General features: G+C 55.5%; 2 protein-coding genes. One reads left to right on the top strand and one right to left on the bottom strand.

Annotation, left to right across the window (positions count from 1 at the left end; genetic code table 11):
- Nucleotides 1-422 precede the first annotated feature (422 nt).
- Nucleotides 423-815 (top strand): hypothetical protein, encoded by a 393-nt coding sequence (locus tag JE47_RS0120095; RefSeq protein ID WP_031461448.1) that lies wholly within the window; start codon nucleotides 423-425, stop codon nucleotides 813-815.
- Nucleotides 816-873: 58 nt separating this feature from the next.
- Here JE47_RS0120095 and JE47_RS0120090 read toward each other — a convergent pair.
- A partial coding sequence (locus tag JE47_RS0120090) for an FHA domain-containing protein (protein ID WP_152556126.1) occupies nucleotides 874-1,739 on the bottom strand: 866 nt, incomplete at its 5' end.

Genomic DNA, 1,739 nt, shown 5'->3' with positions numbered 1-1,739 from the left:
AGCCCGACGCGAAGCGGCAGCGCGGGCCGAGCTTGAAGCCCGTCTGCGTGAATTGGAAGCCAAGTTGCAGCGGTTACAGGGGACGTAGACGCAAACACCGCAACCGATGCGACGACAACACGCGGAGATGCCCAACGCAGGTGCCCCTTCGTGTTGGTGCTGCACCCGTGTCTATCTGACCGCAGTGTCCATTCCCTCGCCACTGTCGGTATCTCCGATACGCTCCGTGCCTTCCTTCGCAATTGCCGTGTTTTTTCGTGTAACTTTTTGGCCGTTCAAACGGTTTCTCTATCGAGCACCGTTTTGAGCCCCAGGAAAACACGATGAATGGGAAACATTACCGCCCGCTGCTATTCTTGCACTGAAGTGTACTAACATGCTATAGCTGATTGAACCGTTGCTGTATCCCAGGAGTATGGTCAATGCGGGTGATCATTCGTGAAGTGTTGAATGTTGGTGGCTTTTTTGCCGGTGAAACTGTGACGCTGGCAGTACAATCCTGGCCCGATGGTGGTCCTGAGCAGACACTAACCATTGATGATGCTGCGCTGACTAATGTCACTGCCCGTCATCTTCTGGCACCGGGGATGGTGCTAGAGTTGGTATTGAGCGGTGATCGAGTTGAACACGCAAGTTTGCTTGCTGCTCCCGATTACACTTCATTACAAATGGCACTGCGTCCGCAACCAATCGAACCAACACCGGTGCCACGAGTGTTGAGTTTTCGTTGTCGTACCTGCAACCTATGGACATCGGCGGTCGGCGATCCGCCAGTTTGTGGTCTGTGTGGAGCGTCGGCGCCGCGTCTGTCCTGATGCAGACTTGGGACGTCTCTCAGGGTGTCCCAAGTCTGTTCATCATCCCAGTCGGTGCTTACGAAAGATGAAAGGTAGCAACGAGACGACCGAATTGGAGTTTGGTGCCGTCACTGAGCGGTGTTGGGGTTTGTGGTTCGATGCGCTGCCCGTTTACGCGCGTATGATTGGTGCTGTTTAGATCAACGATACTCCACTGATTGCCGATATGTACTATTTTGGCATGCTGACGACTGACACCGCCGAGTTCACCACCATAGGGCGTCAAATCGATTTCAGGAAAGATATTACTCACTGGGTCTTCGCGTCCGATAATATACTCGCTCTTGCCGGGCGGTAAGATAATCTCACTGCCATCAGCTAACACCAGACGTGCTGTAACCGGTGGTGGAGAAACTATTGGTGTAGCGATGGGTGTAGGGGCTGCCGGATGTGCTGGTGTATGAGCTGAGGGTGTGCTGCCTGTGAGCGCCGCCAGCTCAGCTTCAGTTTTAGCCAGTTCGGCTCGTGCCGCATCAAGACCGGCTGTGATGAAGGCCGGGACACTCCCTACCGGGTAGCGGGCTGCCATTTGTTCGTATTGCGCTACCGTCTCGCGATGAGCGGCGAGTAGAGCTTCAAGTCGCGCTACTTCTGCCGGGTCTGGACCAAGCGGTAACGCCGCTAGCTCAGCTTCAGTCTTTGCTAGCTCGGCTCGTGCCGCATCAAGGCCAGCCGTGATGAAGGCTGGGACACTCCCTGCCGGGTAGCGGGCTGCCATTTGTTCGTATTGTGCTACTGTTTCACGATGAGCGGCGAGCAGGGCTTCGAGTCGTGCACGCTCAGCGGCAATGTCACTTGTCGTCGATGCCTGGGGTGGTGATGACTCAGTTGCTGTTGGCGAGATTGATGGTGTCGATGATGTTGCCGGTGTCGGCGCCTCGG

The sequence above is a fragment of the Chloroflexus sp. MS-G genome (genome assembly GCF_000735195.1).
Lineage (GTDB): Bacteria > Chloroflexota > Chloroflexia > Chloroflexales > Chloroflexaceae > Chloroflexus.
This window is presented reverse-complemented; position numbering and strand designations above follow the sequence as displayed.

Excerpts from the sequence above, each read along its gene's own strand:
- JE47_RS0120095 (WP_031461448.1), top strand. The coding sequence starts at position 423 with ATGCGGGTGATCATTCGTGAAGTGTTGAATGTTGGTGGCTTTTTTGCC.